Here is a 17,470-nt window from a genome sequence, read left to right as displayed (position 1 = left end):
GGCGGCCGGTGCGGGCGGCGCGGCCGTCAGCCGGACGCGCGGGCGGTGGCCGCCTCGTCGAACTCGTAGCGCCAGTGCCAGCTGATGCCCCGCACCTGCTTGGACCGGACGTACACCAGTGTGCGCGCGGGGGAGTCGCCGTGCGCGGGGACCGGCACCTTGTAGGTCTTCGGCACGCCGAACATCGGCCCCAGCGGGATGGGGAGGATGCGGCCGTCCAGGGGGCCGCCGACGAATTCGGTGTCCGCGCTCTTCACCCCACCAGGGTCTCACCTCCGCACGGGTGACCGGCGCACACGCCCGGGGCCCGTCCGGCGGATCCTGCCGGGTGCGGGGAGTGTGACCGGAGAGGCACCGCCCCCGGTCATCCGGAGGCCCCGCGCACCCTTATCCTTCCTGTTACGCCCCCGGGGTTCACCCGGGTCAGCGGGCCCCGTACGGGCCGGGCGGGGCGCGGATCCGCGCGCCCTCCGGCCGACCTGGCGCGGACAGCGTGCTGCCGCGACTGCGTACCGTGACCCGGGCGTCGGCCCTCCGGTGACCCCGGTTCCCGGTCGGCAGGGCGTGGACAGCAGGGCCGAGCACCGCCCCGGGAAGCAGCGGGGGGCGCTGTGCGTTGCGTCGGAGTGGTACGTCGAACGCTGTGCCGCACCAGGTACGGCAGTGCGCGGAAGGGGCCCGATGGAAGCCGGCGGCAGGTGGACGACCTGGTGGCAGAAGCGTGAGCGTCAGCGGGCCCGGTCGGGTGACGTGGACGGCCCCGCCGCCCGACTCGATCAGCTGCTCGGCGCGGTGCGCGCCGGATTCCCGCTCGCGCCGGCCGCGCATCCGGCCGGCTACCGCTGTTCCTGCGACCGGGTGGCATGTCCGGCCCCCGCCCAGCACCCGGTCTCCTTCGCCTGGCAGACCCAGGCCACGACCGATCCCGAGCAGCTCGCCCGCTGGCTCGCCCGCGATCCGCAGACCAACTTCATCACCGCCACCGGGCGCGCCCACGACGTGCTGGACGTCCCGGTCGAGGCCGGCCGGCTGGCCCTGGAACGGCTGACCGAGCGGGGCGTCGAGGGCCCGGTCGCCGCCGTCGGCGAGGACCGCTACCTGTTCTTCACCGCCACCCGGGGCACCCCGCAGGACGAGGACGAGTGGTGGCCGAGCGTCCTCGACTCCACCCCGGACACCATGTCCGAGCACCCCGGCCTGCGCTGGCACTGCCGCGGCTCGTACACCCTGCTGCCGCCGGCCGCGCTGCCGGACGGCTCGCAGGTGCGGTGGCTGCGCGGGCCCGAGCAGCCGCTGCCGGACCCGCTGCGCGTCCTGGACGTGCTCACCGACGCCTGCACCGAGGTGGGCGCCGTCGCCGAGGAGCAGTGGCTCATCGGCTGAACCGGCGCCCCACGGCTCGGCGGCTCGGCGGCTCGGCGGTTTCCAGGGGCCGCCCGGCGCCCGGCCGGGGTCACGGCAGGGTGAGGACCTCCGCGCCGTCCGCCGTGACCACCAGGGTGTGCTCGAACTGGGCGGTGCGCTTGCGGTCCTTGGTGACGACCGTCCAGCCGTCCGGCCAGATCTCGTAGTCGTAGGTGCCCAGGGTGAGCATCGGCTCGATGGTGAAGGTCATCCCCGGCTTGATCACCTCGGTGGCCCGCTCGCTGTCGTAGTGCGGGATGATCAGGCCGGAGTGGAACGACGTGTTGATGCCGTGCCCGGTGAAGTCCCGCACCACGCCGTAGTCGAAGCGCTTGGCGTAGGACTCGATGACCCGCCCGATCACGTTGATCTGACGGCCGGGCTTGACGGCCTTGATCGCCCGGTCGAGGGATTCGCGGGTCCGCTCGACCAGCAGCCGGGACTCCTCGTCGACGTCGCCGACCAGGTAGGTGGCGTTGAGGTCGCCGTGCACCCCGTGGATGTACGCGGTGGCGTCGATGTTGACGATGTCGCCGTCCTGGAGCACGGTCGAGTCCGGGATGCCGTGGCAGATCACCTCGTTGATCGAGGTGCAGACCGACTTGGGGAAGCCGCGGTAGCCGAGGTCGGACGGGTACGCGTCGTGGTCGCACATGTAGGTGTGGGCGACGGCGTCCAGCGCGTCGGTGGTGACGCCGGGGGCGATCAGCTTGGCGGCCTCCGCCATCGCCCGGGCGGCGATCCGGCTCGCGATCCGCATCTTCTCGATCGTCTCGGCGGTCTGCACCTCGGGCCCGGTGTACGGCGTCGGGGCGGGCCGCCCGACGTACTCGGGGCGCGCGATGTGCGCCGGGACCTTGCGGGTGGGGGACTGGATGCCGGGTACGAGAGCCATGGCCGCGAGTCTAACGGCCGCCCCCGGCGCGCCCGGGCGGTGTGCGCGGAGGCCCCGGCCGGGGAATGATCGGTACGACCCCAACGCGTCGACGGGAGGGCACCATGCCCCTGGGATTCCACCGCAAGCCGACCGGAAAGCCCGGCGAGTGGTTCTACTGCATCAAGCACGGCAAGGTCGAGGAGGGGCCGGAGTGCCCCGCCAAGGACCGCCTCGGCCCGTACGACAGCCCGGAGGAGGCCGCGCACGCCCTGCAACTCGCCGACGAGCGCAACCGGGAGTGGCGGCAGGGGGACGAGCGCTGGAACGACACGCCGAAGGACGGCGGCGGCGAGTAGCGTCCGGGGCGGCGTCCGGCTTTCTGCCGTCAAGCCGGCGCCGTCAGCAAGTCGGCGTCAGTCCGTCGCCGCGGCGGCCTCCCGTTCGCCTTGCTGCCCCCGCTCGCGCTGCTGTTCCCGCTCGCGCTCCGCGCGCTCGTGCCCGGCGCGGACGGCGGCGGTGTGCGGGTCGGTGCGGTCGTCGTAGGCGAGCAGCTTGGGCAGCGCGGCGGCCACCGCGAGGACGGCGACGACGCAGATCAGACCGCCGCTCCAGACGGCGGCGCGGACGCCGACCAGCCCGGCCATGGTGCCGGCCCGGACCTGGCCGAGCTGGGGGCCGACGGAGTAGCTGAGCAGTTCGACGCCGGCCATCCGGCCGCGCACCTCGTCCGGGATGGACTGGTTCCACATGGTCGAGCGGGCCAGCCCGCTGATCTCGTCGGCGCCGCCGGCCAGCGCCAGGCCGAGCAGCACCAGCCAGATGCTCCCGGACAGGCCGGCCAGGGCCATGGCCGCGCCCCAGCCGACGGCGGCGACCACCAGCAGTCGGCCGTGCCGGTGGATCCGGGACGTCCAGCCGCTGGTCGCCCCGACCAGCAGGGCGCCGGCCGCGGAGGCCGCGTACATCGGGCCGAGCGCCCAGTCCGCGCCCAACTCGGAGGCCAGGAAGGGGAAGACGGCCACCGGGAAGGCGAACAGCATCGCGCAGAGGTCGATCGTGTAGGTGCCGAGCAGGTCCTTGCGGCTCCACGCGTACCGGACGCCGGTGAGCACCGCCCGCACCGACGGCCGCTCGGCGCCGGTGGCCGGCGGCACCGCCCGGATCCGGACGAGCAGCAGCAGCGAGGCGGCGAAGGTGAGCACGTCCAGCGCGTACGCCGTCCCCACCCCGGAGAACGCCACCACGACGCCGGCCAGCGCCGGCCCGGCCACCGAAGCGGCGTTGCGGTACAGGGAGTTGAGGGCGAACGCGGCGGTCAGGTGCTGGTGCGGGACGATCCGCGGGGTGAGCGAGTCCAGGGCCGGGCGCTGCAACCCGTCGCAGGCCGCGACCAGCGCGGCGACCAGGTAGATCGGCCAGAGCAGCGGGGACGGCAGCAGCGCGTTGAGCAGCAGCAGGCCGGCGAGCAGGCCCAGCCCGGCCTCGGCGCGCAGCACCAGCTTCCGGCGGTCCAGGGCGTCGGCGAGGGCGCCGCCCCACAGGCCGAAGACGATCAGCGGGACGAGCTCGAAGGCGCCGATCAGGCCGACCGCGAAGGAGGAACCGGTCAGTTCCTTGATCTGCATCGGCACGGCGACGTAGGTCAGGTAGCTGCCGAAGCTGGTGACGCAGCCGGAGAGCCAGAGGAAGCGGAAGTCGCGGGAGGCGCGCCAGGGCGAGAGGTCGGGCGCGAGCGAGCGCAGCAGCGTGCGAGACCGTCCGGAGGTGCCGGGGGGATGCGGGGGTTCGTCGTCGTTCACGAACCAGCATCCTCGAACGCGGGCCGCCGGGTTCGCAAAGGGTTTTTCAGCCCGGCACACGGCCGTCACGGCCGGGCCGGGGTGGGCAGGGGTGGGCCGGGCCCGGCCCGGGCTACCAGCGGCTGATCGCGGGCGGTACGGTCAGCCGGCCGGCGAGTTCGGCGAGCCGGTCCAGCGCGGTGCGGCGGCCCGGGGACCGCCCGGCGGCGGCGCTGACCAGGTGCTGGGCGAGGTCGAAGGGCTGCTCGTCGGCGGTGCCGACGGCGAGCCGCTCGTGCGCGAGCCCGCCGAGGTCGCCCGGCTCGGCGGGGGCGGCGCCGTCCAGTGCGAGCACGGTCGCGCCGTGCCGGCGGGCGTCCTGCACCCGTTCCAGCAGTGTCGGGCCGGCCGCCTCCGGCGCCACCACCAGGACGGTGGCGCCGCGCCCGGCCCCGGTGAGCCGGCGCAGGCCGTGCGCGAGGTGCGCCGGGGCGCCGGCCGGCGGAGCGTGCCGCAGCAGGGTGGGCACCAGTCGGGGGACGGCCGACCAGGCGGCCTCGTCCGCCAGGTGCGCGGCCAGATGCCAGGGCTCGTACGCCTCGGTGCCGACCAGCAGCAGCTCGCCGGCCGCGCGCCGCGACACCGAGCGCCGCAGCGATCCGGCGAAGCCGCCGACCGCCTCCAGCCAGCCGGTGCCCGCCAGGTGCTGCCGGAGTGCCGAAACTCTCACCGCGTCCATGCGGCCCAGAATGTCGCGTCCGGCCGGGGGTTTGACAGGATCGGCCCATGACTTCCCTCGATTCAGCGACAAACCCGGCCCACGAACTGCCGGACGTCTCACAGCTGGTGGTCGGTGTCCTCGGCGGCACCGGCGACCAGGGGCGCGGCCTGGCCCTGCGACTGGCCAAGTCCGGCCAGCAGGTGATCATCGGTTCGCGCGACGCGGCCCGGGCCGAGGCCTCCGCCGCCGAACTGGGCCGCGGCGTGCGTGGCGCCGACAACGCCACCGCCGCCCGGGAGAGCGACGTGGTGATCGTCGCGGTGCCCTGGGACGGGCACGCCGCGACCCTGACCGCGCTGCGCGAGGAACTGGCCGGCAAGATCGTGGTTGACTGCGTCAACCCGCTCGGCTTCGACAAGCAGGGCGCGTACGCGCTGAAGCCGGAGGAGGGCAGCGCCGCCCAGCAGGCCGCCGCGCTGCTGCCGGACTCCCGGGTCACCGCCGCCTTCCACCACCTCTCGGCGGTGCTGCTCCAGGACGAGTCGGTGGAGCAGATCGACACCGACGTCATGGTGCTCGGCGAGGAGCGGGCCGCCACCGACATCGTGCAGGCGCTGGCCGGCCGGATCCCCGGCATGCGGGGGATCTTCGCGGGCCGACTGCGCAACGCGCACCAGGTGGAGTCGCTGGTGGCCAACCTGATCTCGGTCAACCGCCGCTACAAGGCCCACGCGGGCCTGCGGGTGACGGACGTCTGAGACCGGACCGTCTGAGATCGGACGGTCTGGGAGCGAACGGTCTGGGACCGGACCGTTCGGGACAGTCCGCTCCGAGATCCGGTCGAGCCGTGTCGGCCTCACCCCTGGACCAGTTCCGGAGGTGAGGTCGGCGACAATGGGTGCGGCCGCAACCCGGCTGACCGCACCCGGCCCTAGGAGCCTCCCGCCATGCCCCGCACGTCTCTCTTCGCCCTGATCGTCGTCGTCCTCGCGCTGGCGGCCGCCGTGGTCTCGCTGACCCAGGGCTTCTGGCTGGGCCTGATCTGGCTCCCGATGGCCGGCGTGGCGAGCAACGTGCTCTGGATGAACCGCCGCCGCGCGAAGATCGCCGAGGCCACGGCCGCCGCTGCGGCAGCCGAGCAGGGCTAGGGGCTCTCTTTCGGATCACGCCGGGCGCGCGACGCCGGAGCACGCACCTCGCCGCGTTGTCGTCGGTCGCCGATACTCCGCATGGACTCCCTCCTCCGCCTTGCGATGCACGCACTCCGACGCCGCGCGCTGATCCGACGTGATCCGAAAGAGAGCCCCTAGCCGGCTAGTTCTTCCAGAAGCTGAACAGGTACCGGCCGAGCGTCGCGTAGTCCTGGTCCACGCCGAACAGGCTCATCAGGTCGTGGATGACCCCGAAGAAGAACGAGTTCACCTCGGGCTGCCACAGCAGCGCGAACACGGCCAGCAGCCCGTACGGCGCGAACGGCTCGACCGCGCGCCGGGTCTTGTAGGACAGCCAGGGCTCGACGATCCCGTAGCCGTCCAGGCCGGGCACCGGCAGCAGGTTCAGCAGGGCGGCGCTGAGCTGGAGCAGGCCGAGGAAGCCGAGCGCGGCCGCGAACGGCGAGACGTTCAGCTCGTAGCCGTTCCAGACCGCGTGCACCGTCGGGTCGTCCAGCCAGCCGGCGCCGATCGGGATCAGCAGCAGGGCCGCGCACACCACGTTCACCAGCGGCCCGGCCGCCGAGATCAGGCTGTGCTTGAGTCGGCCCTGGATCCGGTCCCGCTCGATCCAGACCGAGCCGCCGGGCAGGCCGATGCCGCCCATGATCACGAAGACGATCGGCAGCACGAAGCTGAGCAGCACGTTGGTGTACTTCAGCGGGTTGAGCGTGAGGTAGCCCTTGGCGCCGACGCTGATGTCGCCGCCGTGCAGCGCGGTGCGGGCGTGCGCGTACTCGTGCAGGCACAGCGAGACCATCCAGCCCGCCACCACGAACAGGAACACCCCGAACGAGGCGTTCCCGTAGCCCGAGTACACCGCCCAGCCGGAGGTGGCGAGGACGGCGAGGAGCACCCAGAACACCGGGCTGATCCGGCGGTCCTCGCTGCGTGAGCGCTGCGTGGCGGCGAAGGTCATGGTGTGGGTGCTCCGGGTGTCCGAGGAAAAGCGGGCAGGGGATCGATCATGCCGGGCGGGCCGGTGACCGGACAAGCCGTCCCGGGTGAACGTCCGAGGGCCCCGTCCGGGTTCCGCCGCCGGTGAGGGACCCCTGGACAATTGTGCGCCCCGAGCGCCGCCCATCGACCAGAATGGACCGGTGTACTACGGCATCCTCGGGACCACGACGGCTCACCACGACGACGGCACCCCGGTGCCGCTAGGCGGCGCCCGGCTGCGGGCACTGCTCACCGCGCTCGCCCTCCGGCAGGGCCGCCCGGTGCCCGCCGACCTGCTGGTGGACGAGGTGTGGGAGGCCGAGCCGCCCCAGGACTCCTCCGCCGCGCTCCAGACCCTGGTCGGCCGGCTGCGCCGGACCGTCGGCCGGGACGAGATCGGCTCCGGCCCGGCCGGGTACTGGCTGACCGACCCGGCCACCGACCTCGCCGAGTTCCAGCGGCTCGGCGCCGAAGGCCGCCGCGCCCTCGACACCGGGGACCACGCGCTCGCCGCCGACCGGCTGCGCGCCGCCCTGGCGCTGTGGCGCGGCCCCGCCCTGGCCGACCTGCCGGACCGCAGCGGCCCGGCCGCCCGGCTGGAGACCCAGCGCGAGGAGGCCCGCCGCCACCGGATCACCGCCGAGCTCGGGCTCGGCCGGGCCGCCGAACTGGTCGCCGAACTCACCGAGCTCTGCGAACGGCAGCCGCTGGACGAGCCGTTGCAGCAGCTGATGATCCGGGCGCTGCACGAGAGCGGCCGCACCGCCGAGGCGCTGCGCCACTACGAGCGGACCAGGCGCGCCCTCGCCGAGGAGCTCGGCGTCGACCCGGGGCGCCAACTCCAGGCCCTGTACGCCACGTTGCTGACCCCGGCCGAGGTCGAACCGGCCCCCGCGCCGACCGCGCCCGCGACCGTGCCCGCGCCGGAGCCCATACCGGCCCCGCCGGCCGCCGAACGGTCCGGGGCGCTCCAGCCCCCGCGCGTCGGCGGCAACCTGCGCGGCCGGCTGACCAGCTTCGTCGGCCGCGAGGGCGATCTCGCCGCGCTGCGCGGAACGTTGACGAACAGTCGGCTGATCACCCTGACTGGCCCCGGCGGCTCCGGCAAGACCAGGCTCTCGATCGAGGCAGGCCGCGCCGAGCAGTCCGCCGGGCACTGGCCGGACGGCGTCTGGGTGGCCGAACTCGCCCCGCTGGAGAGCCCGGACGCGGTGCCCGCCGCCGTGGTCTCCGCGCTCGGCCTGCGCGAGATCGTGCTGCACAGCGGCGGCATGGTCGCCGAGGTGATCGAGAAGCGCGCCGAGGACCCGGTGCGCCGGCTGGTCGAGCACTGCGGCCACCGCCGGATGCTGCTCGTCCTGGATAACTGCGAGCACCTGATCCAGGCCGCCGCCGACCTCGCCGACGTCCTGCTCGCCGAGTGCCCCGAACTGACCGTGCTCGCCACCAGCCGGGAGCCGCTCGGCGTGCCCGGCGAGACCGTGCTGCCGGTCGAGCCGCTGCCCGACCCGGTGGCGCTGCGCCTGCTCACCGAGCGCGCCACCGCCGCCCGCCCCGGCTTCGACCCGGACACCGACCCGGCGGCCTGCGCCGAGATCTGCCGCCGCCTGGACGGCCTGCCGCTGGCCATCGAACTCGCCGCCGCCCGGCTGCGGGTGATGACGGCGCGCCAGATCGCCGACCGCCTGGACGGCCGGTTCGCCCTGCTCACCGCGGGCAGCCGCACCCTGCTGCCGCGCCAGCAGACCCTGCGCGCGGTGGTCGACTGGAGCTGGGACCTGCTGGGCAAGCGCGAACGGGCGGTGCTGCGCCGGCTCTCGGTGTTCGCCGGCGGCTGGCAGCTGGAGGACGCCGAGGCGATCTGCGCCGACGGCACCGAGGTGGTCGGCGGGGAGGTCGCCGACCTGCTGCTGTCGCTGGTCGACAAGTCCCTGCTGGTCGCCGACCTGGACGACGGCAGCCTGCCGCGCTACCGGATGCTGGAGACCATCCACGAGTACGCGACCGAGCGCCTCGCCGAGTCCGAGGAGGAGCGCGACGCGACCGGGGCCCGCCACCTGGCGCACTTCCGGAGCGTCGTCGCCACCGCCTTCCTGAACATGCACGGCCCCCAGCAGCTGCACTGGCTGACGGTGCTGGAGCGCGAGCTGGACAACGTCCGGGCCGCGCTGAGGCGCGCCATCGACCTCGGGGACGAGGAGCAGTCGCTGGTCCTCACCCTCGGCATGAGCTGGTACTGGTCGCTGCGCGGCTACAGCATGGAGGCCCGCGGCTGGTACGACGCCGTCGCGGCGCTCGGGCCGGATCCGTTCGGCCCGCAGCCGCCCGTACCGCTGGAGCGGGACGTGCTCTCCTACGGCCTGCCGATGCCCGAAGGGGTCGTCGAGGAGGCCCGCCGACTGCTCGCGATGTACCGGCTGATGGGCATGTTCGAGGGGAACCTGGACGTGCTCGGCAACCCGGTGGCGATCGCCGTCGCGGAGCAGCTGCTGGACGTCTACACCCCGGAGCTGCCGCAGGCCTACCGGTTCCCGGGCCTGATACGGGTGTTCGGGGCGTTCCTGGCCGGCCGGCTGGAGCTGATGAAGAGCCTGCTGGACGACGCCGTCCGCGGCTGCGAGGAGCACGGCGGGCCGAACGACCTCGCGTTCATCCTGCAGCTCCGGGCCAAGATGCTGAACGACTGGCCGGGCGGGGCCGACCAGGGAATCCTGGACGGCGCGCGCTCCCTGGAGCTGTACGAGCGGGCCGGCAACCTCTGGGGGGTCTCCCAGGCGCTGGCGGCCCAGGGCGAGTCGCTGGCCAACCGGGGCGATCCGGCGGCCGCCGCCGCAGCGTACGAGCGGGCGATCGAGCTGGCCGAGGAGCTGGGGACACCGCACGAGGTGCCGATGCTGCGGGTGAACCTCGGCTCCGCCCTGCTGGAGCAGGACATGGAACACGGCGAGCGGATCATCCGGGAGGCGCTGGCCGGGCTGGACTCCCACAGCGCGGACCACTCCTCCACCGGCGCGCTGCTGTTCGGCGGCCTCACGCTCTGCGGCGTCCACATGCTGCGCGGCGAGCACGAGCAGGCGCTGGCCGAGCTGGACCGGATGGAGGCGACCAGCGTCGGCAGCTTCGCCCCGGGGATCGTGACCGGGATGCTGACCACCACCCGGGGCTGGATCACCGCCCGGGCAGGCCGGCCGGACGAGGGGCTCGCGGCACTGCGCGAGGGGCGGACGCTGCTCCGTCAGACGGCGAGCACAAGCGGCTTCGGCGAGCAGATGACGGTCATGGTGGTGCCCGCGGTGGTGGGGGTGCTGCGTTCCTTCGCCGAGCGCGACGGCGACCTGGAGCGGGCCCGGCAGGCCACCGTGCTGCACGGGGCGCACCACATGCTGAACGGCCCGAAGGGCGGCTACCTGGACCGCGTCGAGCGCGGCCGGGCGGCGGCCTCCCTGCGGGCCCTGCTGGGCGACGCCGCGTTCGAGGCCGCCCACACCGCCGGCGAGGGCCTGACCCCGGAACAGGTCCGGGAGCGGATGTACGAGTGGATCGGCTGACCGGCGTCCGTCCCTGGTCACCGGTCAGCCGTTCCGTCGGCCGGCCCCGTCCCCTGGTGCCGGCCGGTCGCCCCCCGGCCCTCCCCCGCGGAGGGCCGGCGGCCGTTCTCAGGTCCGCTTGCGGAAGCGGGCGACGGCGAGCGGCGCGAAGATCGCGGTGGTGGCCACCGACCAGATCAGCACGACCATCACCGGGTGGGCCAGCGGCCCCTGGCCGTTGAGCAGGGAGCGGGAGGCGTCGGCGAGCGCCGACAGCGGGTTGACCTTGGTGAAGGCCTGGAGCCAGCCCGGCATGGTGTCGGTCGGCGCGAAGATCGAGCTGCCGAACTGCATCGGCATCAGGACCAGCATGGCCACGCCCTGGACGGCCTGGGCGCTGCGCAGTGCCATGCCCAGCAGCATCGAGACCCAGACGATCGACATGCCGAACACCAGCGACAGGCCGACCGCGGCCACGACCTCCAGCGGACCGGTCTTCACCTCGAAGCCGATGCACATCGCGAAGCCGATCAGGATCACGAAGGAGAGCAGCGCCCGGCAGGTCTCGGCGGCCATCTTGGAGAGCAGGACGGAGGCCCGGCCGATCGGCAGGGTCCGGAAGCGGTCCATCACGCCGGTCTGGAAGTCGCTGTTCAGGCCGGTGCCGACGGCCATCGCGAGGGTGAGGCCGGTCTGCCCGAGCAGGCCGGGGATCATGTACTGCTTGTAGGAGTCCTGGTTGCCGGAGACGGCGCCGCCGAAGACGTAGACGAACAGCACCGTGAAGATGACCGGCATCAGCACGGCGTCGAACATCGACTCCGGGTCGGCCTTGATCCGCATCAGGTTGCGGCGGGTCAGCGCGCCGACGTGGCGGAAGGTGCCGGACAGGCCGATCCGGGAGTCCTCCACCCGGGCGGGGGCGATGGTGGCGGTGGTCATGCGACGGGCTCCTTGGCGAGGCTGGGGACGGCGTCCGCGGTGTCGGCGGGCTTGCCGGTGATGGCGAGGAAGACCTCGTCGAGGCTGGGCACCTTGGTGTCGATGCCGGCTATCGCGAAGCCGCGGCCGCCGAGCACCCCGATGACGGTGGTCAGCTGCTCGTCGTCGGTGATCGGCACGGCGAGCAGGCCGGTGTCGGTGGAGACGGTGGCGCTGGTGATGCCGCGGTCGTGCAGGCAGCGGGCCATCTCGGGCAGCTCGGCCGGGTGGGCGGCGCGGATCTGGAGGGTCTGGCCGCCGACCTTGGCCTTGAGCTCGGCCACGCCGCCGTTGGCGATCACCCGGCCGCGGTCGATGACGGTCAGCTCGTCGGCGAGCTGCTCCGCCTCCTCCATGTACTGGGTGGTGAGCAGCACGGTGCTGCCCTCGGCGACCATCCGCTGGACCTCGTCCCAGACCTCGTTGCGGGTGCGCGGGTCGAGGCCGGTGGTGGGTTCGTCCAGGTAGAGCACCTTGGGGCGGCCGATCATGCTGGCGGCCAGGTCGAGGCGGCGGCGCATACCGCCGGAGTAGGTCTTGGCGGTTCGTTTGGCGGCCTCGGTGAGTGAGAAGCGCTCCAGCAGTTCGGTGGCCCGGGCCTTGGCCTCGCGGCGGGGGAGGTCGAGCAGCCGGCCGATCAGGTAGAGGTTCTCGTACCCGGAGAGGAGTTCGTCGACGGAGGCGTACTGACCGGTGAGGCCGATGGTGCGGCGCAGCTGCTTGGGCTGGCGCAGGACGTCGTAGCCGCCGACGAACGCGGTGCCGGCGTCGGGCTTGATCAGGGTGGAGAGGACCCGGACCAGGGTGGTCTTGCCGGCGCCGTTGGGGCCGAGCACGCCGAGCACGGTGCCCTCGCGGACGGTGAGGTCGACCCCGTCGAGGGCCTTGGTGGTGCCGTAGTGCTTGACGATGCCGCGGACTTCGACGGCGTTGCCCGCGGCGGTCCCCCGGTCGTTCGGGGCGGTGGCGATTCGTGTCATGCCCCCAGGCTGTCCGGCCCGGCTGTCAGCGGGCTGTCATGAGGGGGGCGGGCCAGGCGCTGCGCTGTCAGACCGCTGTCACCGGGGGAGCGGGCACGGCAGCGGCCCCGCTCCCCGGGCGGGGGAGCGGGGCCGTCGGGGGCCGTCAGTGGAAGCTGTGCTCCGCCGCCGGGAAGGCGCCGCCGCGGACGTCCTCGGCGAACGCGCGGGCGGCGTCGCCGAGGACGGTCCGCAGGTCGGCGTACTGCTTGACGAACTTGGGCACCCGGCCCGCCGTCATGCCGGCCATGTCGGTCCAGACCAGGACCTGGGCGTCGGTGTCGGGCCCGCCGCCGATGCCGACGGTCGGGATGGTCAGCTGCTCGGTGACCTGGGCGGCCAGCTCGGCCGGCACCGCCTCCAGCACGACCGCGAAGGCGCCCGACTGCTGGACGGCCTTGGCGTCGCGCAGCAGCTGGTGCGCCGCCTCGTCGCCGCGGCCCTGGACGGGGTAGCCGCCGAAGGCGTGTACGGACTGCGGGGTGAGGCCGATGTGCGCCATCACCGGGACGCCGGCCTCGACCAGCAGCTCGATCGAGCGGGCGCTGCGCTCCCCGCCCTCCAGCTTGACCGCGCCGACCCCGGCCTCCTTCATCAGCCGGGCCGCGTTGCGCATGGCCTGCGCGGGGGACTCCTGGTAGGAGCCGAACGGCAGGTCGGCGACGATCATCGCGCGCTTGGTGCCGCGGACGACGGCGGCGGAGAGCATCACCATCTGATCCATGGTCACCGGCACGGTGGTCTCGTAGCCGAGGTGGCAGTTGCCGGCGGAGTCGCCGACCAGCAGGACGGGGATGCCGGCCTCGTCGAACACCCCGGCGGTGAGGGCGTCGTAGGCGGTCAGCATCGACCACTTCTCGCCGCGCTGTTTGGCGGTGGCGAGGTCGCGGACGGTGATGCGGCGGTTGGTGACCCCGCCGTAGAGGGTGGCGGTCGCCGCCTGGTTCTGGGCAGGCGAAGGCGAAGAAGCGTTCATCGAACGGACTCCTGAAGGGTTGTCGTCTCGTGGCGCCGTACGGCGTCCCCGGATCACCTCCATGCTTGCACGCCCCGGCGTGCGCGCAAAGGGGCGTGCAGGCGCGCGGGTGCGATCTGTGGCACACCGGCCGGCGGGCTTTGCCGCGTTTTTACGAAACGGATTCGTCTCGTATCGAAATGGCCGCTACCCTGGTGCCGGGGGGTTACGAGACGACCATGGCTCGGAATTGCCCGCCAGTGCCACACCACCACGGACGGGAAGACCAATGACCACCGCAGCCGCGCCACCCCGCGTGCCGGAAGCCATCCACCGCCGCCGCTGGGCGATCCTCTGCACCCTGGTGCTCGCCCTGCTCGTCGTCGTCCTCGACAACTCGATCCTCAACGTCGCGATGAAGACCATCGCGACCCCCGCGCCGGTCGGCCTCGGCGCCAGCCAGAGCGACCTGGAGTGGTCGATCAACTCCTACACCCTGGTGTTCGCCGGGCTGCTCTTCACCTCCGGCCTGCTCGGCGACCGCTTCGGCCGCAAGCGCGCGCTGCTCGGCGGCATGGTGGTCTTCGGCATCGCCTCGCTGCTCTCCGCGCTGGCCGCCTCGCCCGGTGAACTCGTCGGCTACCGCGCCCTGATGGGCGTCGGCGCCGCGCTCGCGATGCCCGCGACGCTGGCCATCATCATGAACGTGTTCGAGCGCTCCGAGCAGCCCAAGGCGATCGGCATCTGGGCCGGCGCGGTCGGCCTGGCCATCGCCATCGGCCCGATCACCGGCGGCCTGCTGATCGAGCACTTCTGGTGGGGCTCGGTCTTCCTGGTCAACGTCCCGATCGTGATCGTCGCGGTGATCGCGATGGTCGTCCTGGTGCCCGAGTCCAAGGACCCGAACCCCGGCAAGCTCGACCCGATAGGCGTGCTGCTGTCGATCATCGGCCTGGTCGCGCTGATCTACGGCATCATCAAGGGCGGCGAGCTGGCCGACTTCACCGCCGCCGAGGCCTGGGTGCCGACGCTGATCGGCGTGCTGGCGCTGGCCGCCTTCGTCTGGTTCGAGCGCCGCACCCGCTTCCCCGCGCTGGACGTCACCTGGTTCCGCAACAAGGTGTTCAGCGCCTCCGTCGTGGTCGTCGGCGTGGTCTTCTTCGCGCTGATGGGCGTCTCCTTCTTCGGCGTCTTCTACATCCAGAGCGTGCGCGGCTACAGCGCGCTCCAGGCCGGCCTGCTGATGCTGCCGCTGGCCGTCGCCCAACTGCTGTTCGCGCCGCGGGCCCGGCTGGTGGTCGACCGCTTCGGCGTCGCCGCCACCGCCGCCGTCGGCATGCTGCTGATCGCGGTCGGCTTCGTCGGCTACACCCTGCTGGGCGTCGACACGCCGATCTGGGTGCTGATCGTGCTCGGCCTGCTGATGGGCACCGGAATGGCGCACGTCATGCCGCCGGTCACCGTCGCGATCATGGCCTCGCTGCCCCGCGAGAAGGCCGGCGCGGGCTCGGCCGTCAACAATACCTTCCGCCAGGTCGGCGGCTCGCTCGGCGTCGCCGTGCTCGGCGCGGTGCTCTCCACCGTCTACCGCGACGGCATGGCCGACACGCTCAACCAGCTGCCCGACGACCTGCGCGGCAAGGCCGGCGAGTCGCTGGAGGCCACCCTGGCCATCGCCGAGCGGATGGGCCCCAAGGGCGCCGCGCTGATCGGCCCGGCCGACGACGCCTTCGTCAGCGCCATGCACGTGGTGGCCTCGCTCTCCGCGGGCATCACGGTGGTCGGCGCGCTGATCGCCTGGTTCCTGCTGCCGCGCCGGTCGGCCGCCCCCGGCGGCCCGGCCGGGAAGGCCGCCGAGCAGCCCGACCAGAGCCGCAAGGCCGTGGCCGCGGACGCCTGACCCGCGATCGCGCTGAGCGACAATGGCCCTGTCACCCGGGTGGACCCCCGGGCGGCAGGGCCGAGGTCCAGGACGGCGGCCGCCACCCGGCCCGGTCCACGGACCACCATCGGAACCCGGTCCACGGACCATCATCGGAAACGGAACGGCGCCCGTGCGCCACGCGGACAGCGAGGGAGTACAGCGGGGATGAAGACGGACACCCCGGCCGCCGGGGCCGGACAGCCCTGCGCCGCCGTACGCCGCGGCCGCCCGCGCAGCGAGGCCGCCGAGCAGGCCATCTTCGCCGCCGTCGAGGACCTGATGGCCGGCGGCACCGCGCTGTCCGAGCTCACCATCGAGGGCATCGCCGCCGCGGCCGGCGTCGGCAAGGCCACCATCTACCGGCGCTGGCCCAACAAGGAGGCCCTGCTGGTCGACGTGGTCAGCCGGCTGGAAGTCCCGATGCCCGCGCCGACCGACGGCACCGCCCGGGACCACCTGATCGAGATGATCGACTACATGCGCCGGCGCGGCCTCGCCAAGCGCTCCCGCTGGGTGCTCAAGGCCGCCCTCGGCCAGATGCAGAGCCTGCCCGACCTGTACAGCGCGTACCGCGACCGGGTGATCAAGCCCCGCAGGGAGGCGGGGCTCGCCCTGATCCGCCGCGCCATGGACGAGGGCGTGCTGCGGACCGACCTCGACGTCGAGCTCCTCGGCGACATGCTGATGGGCCCGATCCTGTACCGCAGCATCCTCTGGGACGACTCCGACCTGGAGGACCCGGACCTGGCCCGCCGGATGGTCGACTCGCTGCTCGAAGGCCTGGCGCCGCACGCGGCCTCCGGCTCCCGCGGCTGAACGCGCTCCCGCGCCCCGGACCCCGCGCCCCGGTCCCGTGCCCGCAGCGACCTGCACCGACCTGTGTCCGACCCGCGCCCGGCGTGGCCTGGCTCACCAAACCGGGCCACGCCGGAACCCGCTCCGACGGCCCCGCGTCTGTCCCGGCATAGGCTGAGCCGGGTATCCGATCAAACCGGCACCAGTCCGGCACCCGCCCGTACCGCACGGGCCGGACACCGGACCGGCGACGGCACGAACAACGGGAGCCACGGATGACGCAGGCGGACAGGACCGACCGGAGCACGGCCGGCCCCTGGGGCGAGGCGGGCGCCCCGGCCCCCGCGGGCCGTCCCGGAGGATTCCTGGGCCTGCGGTACTGGGGCCGGGACGGCCGTGGCGCCACCACCTGGCGGCGCGGCCTGGTCGTCGCGGTGCTGGCCGTGCTCGCCGCCCTGCTGATGGCCCTCCACGCCGACGTCCCCAACAGCGCCGGCAACCTCGGCAGCCTGCTGGAGACCTTCCTGCCCTGGATCGGCCTGGCCGTCCCGGTGCTGCTGGCCCCCGCGCTGCTGCGCCGCTCCGCCACCGCGCTGATCGCGCTGCTGCTGCCCGTCGCGATCTGGCTCAACCTGTTCGGCGGCCTGCTCAGCGACAAGAGCGGCGGCACCGGCGACTGGACGGTGGTCAGCCACAACGTCGCCGCCGCCAACCCCGACGTGCCGGGCACCGTCCGCGGCCTGGTGGCCTCCGGCGCCCAGATCGTCGCCCTCCAGGAACTGGCCGGCAAGCCGCTGCGCGACTACGAGAGCGGGCTCGCCGAGGCGTACCCGTACCACGAGGTGGAAGGGACGGTCGGCCTCTGGTCGAAGTACCCGATCAGCGGAGTCTCGCCGGTGGACCTCAAGATGGGCTGGACCAGGGCGTTCCGGGCCCAGGTCGCCACCCCGCAGGGCCCGGTCGCGGTGTACGTCGCGCACCTGCCGTCGGTGCGGCTGAAGGCCGAGGGCGGCTTCACCGTCGACCAGCGGGACGTCAGCGCGCAGGCGCTCGGCGACGCGATCCAGGCCGAGCCGGTGAAGAAGGTCCTGCTGCTCGGCGACCTCAACGGCACCATGAACGACCGCAGCCTGGCGCCGGTCACCTCGCAGATGCGCTCGGCCCAGGGCGCCGCCGGGGACGGCTTCGGCTTCAGCTGGCCGGCGTCCTTCCCGATGGCCCGGATCGACCAGATCATGAGCAAGGGCGGCCTCGCGCCGGTCGACTCCCGCACCCTGCCCCGGGACGGCAGCGACCACCTCGCGGTGGCCGCCACCTACCGGTTCGGCTAGGTCCTGGC

Annotated in this window: 16 protein-coding genes; 8 read left to right on the top strand and 8 right to left on the bottom strand. The window is 73.5% G+C overall.

Going from position 1 to position 17,470, the window contains the following annotated elements; genetic code table 11:
* Window positions 1–26: 26 nt before the first annotated feature.
* A complete protein-coding gene (locus ACFV6D_RS17380) occupies window positions 27–257 on the bottom strand; it encodes a hypothetical protein (RefSeq protein ID WP_063347363.1) in 231 nt (76 codons plus the stop codon).
* Window positions 258–681: 424 nt separating this feature from the next.
* On the opposite strand from ACFV6D_RS17380, the gene ACFV6D_RS17375 reads away from it, so the two are divergent.
* Window positions 682–1,383: a bifunctional DNA primase/polymerase gene (locus tag ACFV6D_RS17375; protein WP_063347362.1), complete on the top strand. Its 702-nt coding sequence runs from the start codon at window positions 682–684 to the stop codon at window positions 1,381–1,383.
* Between the two features lie 70 nt (window positions 1,384–1,453).
* Here ACFV6D_RS17375 and map read toward each other — a convergent pair whose 3' ends face one another.
* Window positions 1,454–2,299, bottom strand: coding sequence for a type I methionyl aminopeptidase (gene map / locus ACFV6D_RS17370; RefSeq protein WP_380560407.1), 846 nt, complete (start codon window positions 2,297–2,299; stop codon window positions 1,454–1,456).
* 104 nt (window positions 2,300–2,403) lie between these two features.
* Here map and ACFV6D_RS17365 point away from each other — a divergent pair, with 104 nt between their 5' ends.
* Window positions 2,404–2,637, top strand: coding sequence for a hypothetical protein (locus tag ACFV6D_RS17365; protein WP_063347360.1), 234 nt, complete (start codon window positions 2,404–2,406; stop codon window positions 2,635–2,637).
* Window positions 2,638–2,694: 57 nt separating this feature from the next.
* On the opposite strand, the gene ACFV6D_RS17360 is transcribed toward ACFV6D_RS17365, so the two are convergent.
* Window positions 2,695–4,080 (bottom strand): MFS transporter, encoded by a 1,386-nt coding sequence (locus ACFV6D_RS17360; protein ID WP_380560406.1) that lies wholly within the window; start codon window positions 4,078–4,080, stop codon window positions 2,695–2,697.
* Window positions 4,081–4,192: 112 nt separating this feature from the next.
* Window positions 4,193–4,798: a hypothetical protein gene (locus ACFV6D_RS17355; protein WP_380560405.1), complete on the bottom strand. Its 606-nt coding sequence runs from the start codon at window positions 4,796–4,798 to the stop codon at window positions 4,193–4,195.
* A gap of 47 nt (window positions 4,799–4,845) precedes the next feature.
* Between ACFV6D_RS17355 and npdG the strand changes: the two genes are divergently transcribed.
* Entirely contained in the window at window positions 4,846–5,538 is a 693-nt protein-coding gene (gene npdG / locus ACFV6D_RS17350) for an NADPH-dependent F420 reductase (RefSeq protein WP_380337556.1), read from the top strand.
* 189 nt (window positions 5,539–5,727) lie between these two features.
* A complete protein-coding gene (locus ACFV6D_RS17345) occupies window positions 5,728–5,928 on the top strand; it encodes a hypothetical protein (RefSeq protein WP_363372195.1) in 201 nt (66 codons plus the stop codon).
* 166 nt (window positions 5,929–6,094) lie between these two features.
* Here ACFV6D_RS17345 and ACFV6D_RS17340 read toward each other — a convergent pair whose 3' ends face one another.
* A complete protein-coding gene (locus ACFV6D_RS17340; RefSeq protein WP_380560404.1) occupies window positions 6,095–6,910 on the bottom strand; it encodes a site-2 protease family protein in 816 nt (271 codons plus the stop codon).
* Window positions 6,911–7,091: 181 nt separating this feature from the next.
* On the opposite strand from ACFV6D_RS17340, the gene ACFV6D_RS17335 reads away from it, so the two are divergent.
* Complete coding sequence (locus ACFV6D_RS17335) at window positions 7,092–10,478, top strand: BTAD domain-containing putative transcriptional regulator (RefSeq protein ID WP_380560403.1); 3,387 nt, start codon at window positions 7,092–7,094, stop codon at window positions 10,476–10,478.
* A 108-nt stretch (window positions 10,479–10,586) separates the two neighbouring features.
* Here the strand turns inward: ACFV6D_RS17335 and ACFV6D_RS17330 are convergent, their stop codons facing one another.
* The 3 genes from ACFV6D_RS17330 to panB all read right to left on the bottom strand — a co-directional run bounded on the left by ACFV6D_RS17330 (window position 10,587) and on the right by panB (window position 13,433).
* On the bottom strand, window positions 10,587–11,399 hold the full coding sequence (locus tag ACFV6D_RS17330) for an ABC transporter permease (RefSeq protein ID WP_371516742.1): 813 nt from the start codon (window positions 11,397–11,399) through the stop codon (window positions 10,587–10,589).
* Entirely contained in the window at window positions 11,396–12,418 is a 1,023-nt protein-coding gene (locus ACFV6D_RS17325) for an ATP-binding cassette domain-containing protein (protein WP_063347353.1), read from the bottom strand. Before ACFV6D_RS17325 ends, ACFV6D_RS17330 begins: the two co-directional genes overlap by 4 nt.
* A 145-nt stretch (window positions 12,419–12,563) precedes the next feature.
* Window positions 12,564–13,433, bottom strand: coding sequence for a 3-methyl-2-oxobutanoate hydroxymethyltransferase (panB, locus tag ACFV6D_RS17320; protein WP_063347352.1), 870 nt, complete (start codon window positions 13,431–13,433; stop codon window positions 12,564–12,566).
* A gap of 268 nt (window positions 13,434–13,701) precedes the next feature.
* Here panB and ACFV6D_RS17315 point away from each other — a divergent pair, with 268 nt between their 5' ends.
* From ACFV6D_RS17315 to ACFV6D_RS17305, 3 genes are all read left to right on the top strand, one after another.
* A complete protein-coding gene (locus tag ACFV6D_RS17315) occupies window positions 13,702–15,312 on the top strand; it encodes an MFS transporter (RefSeq protein WP_063347351.1) in 1,611 nt (536 codons plus the stop codon).
* Window positions 15,313–15,501: 189 nt separating this feature from the next.
* A complete protein-coding gene (locus tag ACFV6D_RS17310; RefSeq protein WP_063347350.1) occupies window positions 15,502–16,152 on the top strand; it encodes a TetR/AcrR family transcriptional regulator in 651 nt (216 codons plus the stop codon).
* A gap of 440 nt (window positions 16,153–16,592) precedes the next feature.
* Complete coding sequence (locus ACFV6D_RS17305; protein ID WP_380423754.1) at window positions 16,593–17,462, top strand: endonuclease/exonuclease/phosphatase family protein; 870 nt, start codon at window positions 16,593–16,595, stop codon at window positions 17,460–17,462.
* Window positions 17,463–17,470: the final 8 nt, after the last annotated feature.

It is taken from the genome of Kitasatospora sp. NPDC059812 (assembly GCF_042732075.1).
Classification (GTDB): Bacteria; Actinomycetota; Actinomycetes; order Streptomycetales; family Streptomycetaceae; genus Kitasatospora.
This window is presented reverse-complemented; position numbering and strand designations above follow the sequence as displayed.

Excerpts from the sequence above, each read along its gene's own strand:
- ACFV6D_RS17340 (WP_380560404.1), bottom strand. The coding sequence starts at position 6,910 with ATGACCTTCGCCGCCACGCAGCGCTCACGCAGCGAGGACCGCCGGATC.
- npdG (WP_380337556.1), top strand. The coding sequence starts at position 4,846 with ATGACTTCCCTCGATTCAGCGACAAACCCGGCCCACGAACTGCCGGAC.
- ACFV6D_RS17375 (WP_063347362.1), top strand. The coding sequence starts at position 682 with ATGGAAGCCGGCGGCAGGTGGACGACCTGGTGGCAGAAGCGTGAGCGT.
- ACFV6D_RS17305 (WP_380423754.1), top strand. The coding sequence starts at position 16,593 with ATGGCCCTCCACGCCGACGTCCCCAACAGCGCCGGCAACCTCGGCAGC.
- ACFV6D_RS17365 (WP_063347360.1), top strand. The coding sequence starts at position 2,404 with ATGCCCCTGGGATTCCACCGCAAGCCGACCGGAAAGCCCGGCGAGTGG.
- ACFV6D_RS17330 (WP_371516742.1), bottom strand. The coding sequence starts at position 11,399 with ATGACCACCGCCACCATCGCCCCCGCCCGGGTGGAGGACTCCCGGATC.
- panB (WP_063347352.1), bottom strand. The coding sequence starts at position 13,433 with ATGAACGCTTCTTCGCCTTCGCCTGCCCAGAACCAGGCGGCGACCGCC.
- ACFV6D_RS17345 (WP_363372195.1), top strand. The coding sequence starts at position 5,728 with ATGCCCCGCACGTCTCTCTTCGCCCTGATCGTCGTCGTCCTCGCGCTG.
- ACFV6D_RS17355 (WP_380560405.1), bottom strand. The coding sequence starts at position 4,798 with ATGGACGCGGTGAGAGTTTCGGCACTCCGGCAGCACCTGGCGGGCACC.
- ACFV6D_RS17310 (WP_063347350.1), top strand. The coding sequence starts at position 15,502 with ATGAAGACGGACACCCCGGCCGCCGGGGCCGGACAGCCCTGCGCCGCC.
- map (WP_380560407.1), bottom strand. The coding sequence starts at position 2,299 with ATGGCTCTCGTACCCGGCATCCAGTCCCCCACCCGCAAGGTCCCGGCG.
- ACFV6D_RS17325 (WP_063347353.1), bottom strand. The coding sequence starts at position 12,418 with ATGACACGAATCGCCACCGCCCCGAACGACCGGGGGACCGCCGCGGGC.
- ACFV6D_RS17315 (WP_063347351.1), top strand. The coding sequence starts at position 13,702 with ATGACCACCGCAGCCGCGCCACCCCGCGTGCCGGAAGCCATCCACCGC.